The sequence below is a fragment of the Bartonella sp. MU70NMGDW genome (assembly GCF_042194085.1).
In the GTDB taxonomy this organism is placed as follows: Bacteria; Pseudomonadota; Alphaproteobacteria; order Rhizobiales; family Rhizobiaceae; genus Bartonella; species Bartonella grahamii.
Window position 1 is genome coordinate 1 of the sequence record NZ_JBHIMK010000016.1, and the last position, 7,512, is coordinate 7,512.

Here is a 7,512-nt window from a genome sequence, read left to right on the forward strand (position 1 = left end):
TGCTGTAAAGACTGTGCTATTTTATGTGGACAAAGCAGAAACGTCGATCAATCAAAGTACGCTTTGTACTACCTCTTATGACGGTGGGAGTCTTAAGCTATTTCAGTTATCACATTTATCATGGTGAGTATGGATTGTATTCACGCAGTGAAGTTAATCAGCATATTAGCGAATTAGAAAAGGAGCTTCATAAAATAGAAGCTGAGCGGATGTTCATGGAAAAGCGTATTTCTCTTTTACGCAATGGGCATATAGAAAAAGATATGTTGGATGAGTATGTCCGAAAGAATTTGAACTTTTCTAAGCCAAATGAACTGACAATCTTAATACCTTGAAATGATACCAAAGGTAAATGAAAAATCGCTTACTTTAAACGATAATCAGCAATGATATTGTTTAAGCCGATTGATAAGGCTTGTAACTTTTGTTTGTAAAGGTTATTCCTAAATAATCATAAAAGGGAGTTTAATATGGCAGAACGACTTAAAAAAAATTCTGCGTCGGTGGCGCGCACTGCATTATCAAGCACCACAAAGAAAGCACCAATAGCAGACTTTACAAAAGAAGAAGAAATTGATGCTTATCGTGAAATGCTTTTAATTCGCCGTTTTGAAGAAAAAGCAGGACAACTTTATGGTATGGGGCTTATTGGGGGATTTTGTCACCTTTATATTGGTCAGGAAGCCGTTGTTATAGGAACATTGAAAGCGGCAAAAGAAGGTGATCAGGTTATTACGTCTTACCGTGATCATGGTCATATGTTAGCCGTTGGGATGAGTCCGCGTGGTGTCATGGCAGAATTAACGGGACGTCAAGGTGGCTTTTCCAAAGGGAAAGGTGGCTCGATGCATATGTTCTCTAAAGAAAAGAACTTTTATGGAGGACACGGTATTGTTGGTGCGCAGGTTCCAATTGGTTCAGGTTTGGCATTTTCGAATCAGTACCTTGGTAAAGATAATGTGACATTGGTTTATTTTGGTGATGGTGCCGCAAATCAGGGGCAGGTTTACGAAAGTTTTAATATGGCTTCACTTTGGAAGCTTCCCGTTGTTTATATTATTGAAAATAATCAGTATGCTATGGGAACGTCAGTTTCACGTGCATCTGCAGAAACTGATTTTTCCCGACGTGGTCTTTCTTTTGAAATTCCAGGTATTGTTGTTGACGGTATGGATGTTCGATCAGTAAAAGGAGCTGCTGATGAAGCAATTTCTTGGGCACGTTCAGGTAAAGGACCGATCATTCTTGATATGCAGACCTATCGCTATCGTGGTCATTCCATGTCAGATCCAGCAAAATATCGTTCAAAGGAAGAAGTCCAAAAAATAAAAGAGGAGCACGATCCGATTGATCAAGTAAAAAGTCGGATTCTTAAAAAAAATTGGGCGAGCGAAGACGATTTAAAATCTATTGAGAAAGAGGTTCGTGCAATTGTTGCTGATGCGGCAGATTTTGCACAAAGTGATCAAGAGCCAGATGCTTCTGAGCTCTATACTGATATTTTAGTTTGATGCGAGGGAAGCAAGTATGTCTATTGATATTTTGATGCCGGCGCTTTCACCAACTATGGAAGAAGGTAAATTGTCTAAATGGCTCAAGAGAGAAGGTGATAAGGTTAGCTCTGGCGATGTTATTGCTGAAATTGAAACGGATAAGGCTACAATGGAAGTAGAGGCCGTTGATGAAGGTACTCTTGGTAAAATTTTTGTGCCTGAAGGTTCTGAAGGCGTAAAGGTTAATACTGTTATTGCGATTTTGTTAGAAGAAGGTGAGCGTGCTGAGGATATTTCGCAACCTACTGATACAGCAAAAAAAACTAAGGAATCTCCTCTTTCTCTGGCATCGTCAGTTCCGCAGTCTGCTCCTACTTTTGATACATCTCCTAATTTTGATATTCCAGCGGGAACACAAATGGTTACAATGACAGTTCGTGAAGCGCTTAATCAGGCTTTGGCTGAAGAAATGCGGCGTGATGAAAAAGTTTTTCTCATGGGGGAAGAGGTCGCGCAATATCAAGGTGCCTATAAGGTTAGTCAGGGTTTATTGGAAGAATTCGGAGAACGCCGAGTTATTGATACCCCAATTACAGAGCACGGCTTTGCTGGGCTGGCTGTCGGGGCTGCTTTTGGAGGGTTACGTCCTATTGTCGAGTTTATGACATTTAATTTTGCGATGCAGGCGATGGACCAAATTATTAACTCAGCAGCAAAAACACGTTATATGTCTGGTGGACAAATGACCGCTCCTATGGTCTTCCGAGGTCCCAATGGTGCGGCTGCCCGTGTTGGTGCTCAACATTCTCAATGCTATGCTGCATGGTATAGTCATGTGCCAGGTTTGAAAGTTGTCATGCCTTATAGTGCTGCAGATGCAAAAGGTTTGCTGAAAGCTGCTATTCGTGATGATAATCCTGTTATTTTTCTTGAAAATGAAATTTTGTATGGGCATCAATTTGAAGTTCCTCAACTGGATGATTTTGTTTTGCCTATTGGTAAGGCGCGCATCCATAAGTCTGGACAAGATGTGACGATTGTCGCGTGTGGAATTGGAATGCATTATGCCGTTCAAGCGTTGCCGGAAATTGAACAACTTGGTATTGATGTTGAATTGATTGATTTACGAACCATTCGCCCGATGGATCTTCCAACAATTCTTTCTTCAGTTAAAAAAACAGGTCGTTTGGTAACAATTGAAGAGGGATTTCCTCAGTCATCCGTGGGAACTGAAATAGCAACGCGTGTTATGCAGCAGGCTTTTGATTATCTTGATGCGCCAATTGCTACGATTTCTGGTAAAGATGTTCCGATGCCTTATGCTGCTAATCTTGAGAAGTTGGCTTTGCCTAATACTGCTGAGATTATTGAGGCCGTTAAGGCTGTGACATACAGAGCATAACGGAGGAAAGCATAATGCCCATTAAAATTACAATGCCAGCACTTTCCCCTACGATGGAAGAGGGAAATTTAACAAAATGGAATATTAAGGAGGGAGATAAGGTTTCCTCCGGTGATGTTATTGCTGAGATTGAGACGGATAAAGCGACAATGGAAGTCGAAGCCGTTGATGAAGGTAGGGTTGCCAAAATTGTTGTTCCTGCTGGAACACAAGGCGTTAAAGTAAATGCTTTAATTGTTGTTTTAGCAGAAGAAGGTGAAGATTTAGCTGAAGCGGCAAAAGTTTCAGAAGAAATCTCTTCTTCTACAAAACAAGAACCAGAGCGCGTAAAACAGACAGATTCTCTGAAACAGACGGACTCAAAGGGTACAAAAATGTCTCATGAATCATCAGCTCAGCAATTAATACAGCAAGATAAAAAGGTAGCGCGTCTTTTTGCCTCTCCCTTAGCGCGGCGATTAGCATCTCAGGAAGGCCTTGATTTATCCCTTATTTCTGGAAGTGGTCCGCATGGGCGTATTATCAAGCGCGATGTAGAAAAAGCTGTGAGTAGTGATATTTCTAAAGTGTCTTATTCATCACAAATAGGGGAGCTAGTAGCTACAGGTGCTTCTGACAAACAGATACTGAAACTCTTTAAAGAGGATGAATATACCTTCGCACCCCATAATAATATGCGTAAAACAATCGCAACACGTTTGATGGAATCAAAACAGAGAGTTCCACATTTCTATGTAACGGTAGATTGTGAACTTGATGCGCTGTTAGCACTGCGTACACAACTGAATGCTGCTGCACCAATGATTAAGGGGCAGGAAGAAACTCAGCCTACTTATAAGCTTTCTGTTAATGATATGGTGATCAAAGCTGTCGCACTTTCTTTGAAAGCTGTTCCTGATGCGAATGTCTCTTGGCTTGAAGGCGGAATGCTTCATCATAAACATTGTGATGTTGGGGTTGCTGTTTCTATTCCCAATGGATTAATTACGCCGATTATTCGCCATGCAGAGGAAAAGCCGTTATCACTTATTTCCAAAGAGATGAAGGATTTTGCAAAGCGTGCGCGTGAGGGCAAGTTAAAAATGGAAGAATATCAGGGTGGAACAACAGCTGTATCAAATATGGGGATGTATGGTATAAAAAGTTTTTTGGCTATCCTTAATCCACCGCATGCGACGATTTTTGCGATTGGTGCAGGGGAAGAACGCGCCGTTGTTAAAAATGGTGCATTAGTTGTTGCGACAGTTATGTCAGTTACAATTTCTGCGGATCATCGTGCTGTCGATGGTGCTTTAGCCGCAGAGCTCGCGCGGGCTTTTAAGAAGATGATTGAAAATCCATTAGCAATGTTGGTTTGAACTGTTTAACAGTTCTTCACGTAAATTGTGAGAGAGTGTGTTAAGAGAATAAAAACAATTTTAAAGAGTTTGAAGAGCAATGTTATTGCTATTTCTAGTTTGGGTAAAGCATTTACGTGAAGCTTAAAGAAAAAGACATAAGATAATTCTGTGATGTTGTTTTGCAGTTTTAAGTTCAAAAAATGCATATCCGTTTTATATATATCCATGGAGGAATTACTGTGGCAAATCTTTATGATGTAATTGTGATTGGATCAGGTCCAGGCGGATATGTAACCGCAATTCGTGCAGCACAATGTGGTTTTAAGACTGCGATTGTTGAACGTGAACATTTGGGAGGGATCTGTTTAAATTGGGGGTGTATTCCAACAAAGGCCCTTCTACGTTCAGCGGAAATGAAACATTTTGCTGAACATGCAAAAAATTATGGACTAAAAATTAATGGTTCAATTGAGGCAAACATCAAAGATGTTGTGGCACGTTCACGCGGTGTTTCAGCACGTTTAAATGCTGGTGTTGATTTTTTAATGAAAAAAAACAAAATTGATATTATCTGGGGTGAAGCAAAGCTTACTAAAGAAGCGAAGAGAAGCCATCCTGCGGAAATTATGGTTTCTTCATCCTCCAAACCGATTATGCAACCGCAAAATCCAGTCCCTAAAGGGACGTTAGGGGAGGGAACATATCAAGCAAAGCATATCATTATTGCAACGGGTGCACGTCCTCGTGTCCTTCCTGGTATTGAGCCAGATGGAAAACTCATTTGGACTTATTTTGAAGCTATGATACCGCCAGCAATGCCAAAATCGCTTTTGGTTATAGGGTCTGGGGCTATTGGCATTGAATTTGCCTCTTTTTATTGTGATATGGGGGCGACAGTAACTGTTGTTGAAATGATGCCCCACATCATGCCTGCTGAAGATATTGAAATTTCAACGTTTGCTTGTAAACAGTTAGAGAAAAAAGGTTTACGCATTCTTCGTCAAGCAAAAGTAACAAAGGTTGAAAAATCTTCTGATTCTGTGACTGTACATATTGATGTTCAAGGTAAAATAGAGTCAATGACTGTTGACCGGTTGATTTCGGCTGTTGGGGTGCAAGGTAATATTGAGAATCTTGGTTTAGAAGCTTTGGGAATAAAAACCGATCGCGGGTGCATTGTAACCGATGAATGGAGTTGGACGGGGGTGGAAGGCATTTATGCTATTGGTGATGTAGCAGGTCCTCCTATGTTGGCACATAAAGCAGAAGAAGAAGGTGTGATATGTATTGAGCATCTTGCAGGTTTAAAGAATGCTCATCCGCTTGATAAAAGAAAAATTCCAGGGTGTACATATTGTACACCACAGGTTGCCTCTGTAGGGCTTTCAGAAGCTACAGCAAAAGAAGCAGGTTATGATATACGTATTGGTCGTTATTCTTTTGCTGCGAATGGCAAGGCGATTGCTTTGGGTGAAGATCAGGGGTTAGTAAAAACAATTTTTGATAAAAAAACAGGACAGCTTCTTGGGGCCCATATGGTAGGGGCTGAGGTAACAGAATTGATACAGGGTTTTGTTATTGCTATGAATCTTGAAACAACAGAAGAAGAATTAATGCATACTGTCTTTCCACATCCGACTTTATCGGAAATGATGAAAGAAAGTGTATTGGATGCTTATGGTCAAGTTTTAAACGCTTGATGACTGGATTGTATGAAAGATTTTATATTTTTGATTGTTACTTCGTATTTATAAGGCAAAGGCTTAAATGGTTACGGTTGTTGATAGAGTTACAAATAGACGTTTGCGTCATCCTGAAAAGGCACATCGTCCTGATACAAGCGTTCAAAAAAAGCCAGATTGGATTCGTGTAAAAGCGCCAACATCGCCAATTTATAAGGAAACACATGGTATTGTACGTACGCATAAGTTAGTGACTGTATGTGAAGAAGCTGGTTGCCCTAATATTGGCGAATGTTGGAGCCAGCGGCATGCTAGCTTTATGATTTTAGGTGAAATATGTACGCGTGCTTGTGCTTTTTGTAACGTTGCAACAGGTATTCCACTTGCCGTTGATGATAATGAGCCAGAACGTGTAGCCGATGCTGTTGCACGGATGGAATTAAAACATGTTGTCATTACATCTGTTGATCGTGATGATCTTGCTGATGGTGGTGCTGAGCATTTTGCAAAAGTTATTTATGCGATTCGTCAAAAAACTCCTAAAACAACAATTGAAGTTCTGACACCTGATTTTCGTCATAAGGATGGCGCTTTAGAAGTTGTTGTTGCTGCTAAGCCTGATGTTTTTAATCATAACTTAGAAACAGTTCCTTCTAAATATTTGAAGGTTCGTCCAGGGGCACGTTATTTTCATTCAATTCGTTTATTACAACGCGTTAAAGAACTTGATCCAACAATTTTTACAAAATCGGGAATTATGGTTGGTCTTGGGGAGGAGCGAAATGAAATTTTGCAATTGATGGATGATTTGCGCTCTGCTGATGTTGACTTTATGACGATTGGACAATATTTGCAGCCTACACGAAAACATCATCCAGTTGTTCGTTTTGTGCCTCCTGAAGAATTTGAGTCTTTTGCCAAGATTGGTAAAGTAAAAGGATTTTTACATATGGCCTCCAATCCTCTGACACGTTCATCTCATCATGCTGGAGATGATTTTGCTATTTTGCAAAAAGCGCGTGATGAAAAATTTTCCTTACAGAGATAATTATGCCGATTTTTACAATACATCGGCAGATCACCCATAGTGCCAGTGAAATGTTTGAGCTGGTTTCAGATATTGAGCGTTATCCTGAATTTTTACCAATGTGTGAGTCTTTAATAGTACGTTCTCGAAAAGAGTATGGGAAAAAAATGTTGCTTCTTGCGGATATGACCGTTGGCTATAAGATTATCCGTGAAACTTTTACGACTCAAGTATTTCTTCAGCCGGAAAAAAATCTTATAGAAGTTAAATATATTGATGGTCCATTCAAATATCTTGAAAATCGTTGGTCCTTTCATGATATTGAAAATACCAATGCATGTAATGTAGAGTTTTTTATTGATTATGAATTTAAAAGTAAAACGCTTGGATTAGTGATGGGCTCAATGTTTGATATTGCGTTTCGTAAATTCACCGACGCTTTTGAGAAGCGTGCGCATCAGATTTATGGCTCTACGATAACATAGTCTATTCTGTTATTTTTTAACAATACGTATTGCTTATAACGGCGTGAAGGTGAAAACTGGTTTCCATCTTTACTATTTGTTTT

Annotated in this window: 7 protein-coding genes; all 7 read left to right on the top strand. The window is 39.9% G+C overall.

Annotation, left to right across the window (positions count from 1 at the left end; all coding sequences use genetic code 11):
* Positions 1-23 precede the first annotated feature (23 nt).
* The 7 genes from ACFIKE_RS02855 to ACFIKE_RS02885 all read left to right on the top strand — a co-directional run bounded on the left by ACFIKE_RS02855 (position 24) and on the right by ACFIKE_RS02885 (position 7,429).
* A complete protein-coding gene (locus ACFIKE_RS02855) occupies positions 24-335 on the top strand; it encodes a septum formation initiator family protein (protein WP_375648354.1) in 312 nt (103 codons plus the stop codon).
* A 135-nt stretch (positions 336-470) separates the two neighbouring features.
* Positions 471-1,511 carry a pyruvate dehydrogenase (acetyl-transferring) E1 component subunit alpha gene (gene pdhA / locus ACFIKE_RS02860; protein WP_375648355.1) on the top strand — a complete coding sequence of 347 codons (1,041 nt, stop codon included), beginning with the start codon at positions 471-473 and terminating at the stop codon, positions 1,509-1,511.
* Between the two features lie 16 nt (positions 1,512-1,527).
* Complete coding sequence (locus ACFIKE_RS02865; RefSeq protein ID WP_375648356.1) at positions 1,528-2,895, top strand: pyruvate dehydrogenase complex E1 component subunit beta; 1,368 nt, start codon at positions 1,528-1,530, stop codon at positions 2,893-2,895.
* Between the two features lie 14 nt (positions 2,896-2,909).
* Entirely contained in the window at positions 2,910-4,253 is a 1,344-nt protein-coding gene (locus ACFIKE_RS02870) for a pyruvate dehydrogenase complex dihydrolipoamide acetyltransferase (protein WP_375648357.1), read from the top strand.
* A 221-nt stretch (positions 4,254-4,474) separates the two neighbouring features.
* Positions 4,475-5,935: a dihydrolipoyl dehydrogenase gene (gene lpdA / locus ACFIKE_RS02875; RefSeq protein ID WP_375625945.1), complete on the top strand. Its 1,461-nt coding sequence runs from the start codon at positions 4,475-4,477 to the stop codon at positions 5,933-5,935.
* A 67-nt stretch (positions 5,936-6,002) separates the two neighbouring features.
* Positions 6,003-6,965 carry a lipoyl synthase gene (gene lipA, locus ACFIKE_RS02880; protein WP_273723360.1) on the top strand — a complete coding sequence of 321 codons (963 nt, stop codon included), beginning with the start codon at positions 6,003-6,005 and terminating at the stop codon, positions 6,963-6,965.
* A 2-nt stretch (positions 6,966-6,967) separates the two neighbouring features.
* The gene (locus tag ACFIKE_RS02885; protein WP_273788342.1) at positions 6,968-7,429 is read left to right on the top strand and encodes a type II toxin-antitoxin system RatA family toxin; all 462 of its coding nucleotides are present in this window, start codon (positions 6,968-6,970) and stop codon (positions 7,427-7,429) included.
* The last annotated feature ends 83 nt before the right edge of the window (positions 7,430-7,512 follow it).

What these genes read in the sequence shown, in the direction of transcription:
- ACFIKE_RS02855 (WP_375648354.1), top strand. Translation starts at nt 24, where the DNA reads ATGTGGACAAAGCAGAAACGTCGATCAATCAAAGTACGCTTTGTACTA.
- pdhA (WP_375648355.1), top strand. Translation starts at nt 471, where the DNA reads ATGGCAGAACGACTTAAAAAAAATTCTGCGTCGGTGGCGCGCACTGCA.
- lipA (WP_273723360.1), top strand. Translation starts at nt 6,003, where the DNA reads ATGGTTACGGTTGTTGATAGAGTTACAAATAGACGTTTGCGTCATCCT.
- ACFIKE_RS02870 (WP_375648357.1), top strand. Translation starts at nt 2,910, where the DNA reads ATGCCCATTAAAATTACAATGCCAGCACTTTCCCCTACGATGGAAGAG.
- ACFIKE_RS02885 (WP_273788342.1), top strand. Translation starts at nt 6,968, where the DNA reads ATGCCGATTTTTACAATACATCGGCAGATCACCCATAGTGCCAGTGAA.
- ACFIKE_RS02865 (WP_375648356.1), top strand. Translation starts at nt 1,528, where the DNA reads ATGTCTATTGATATTTTGATGCCGGCGCTTTCACCAACTATGGAAGAA.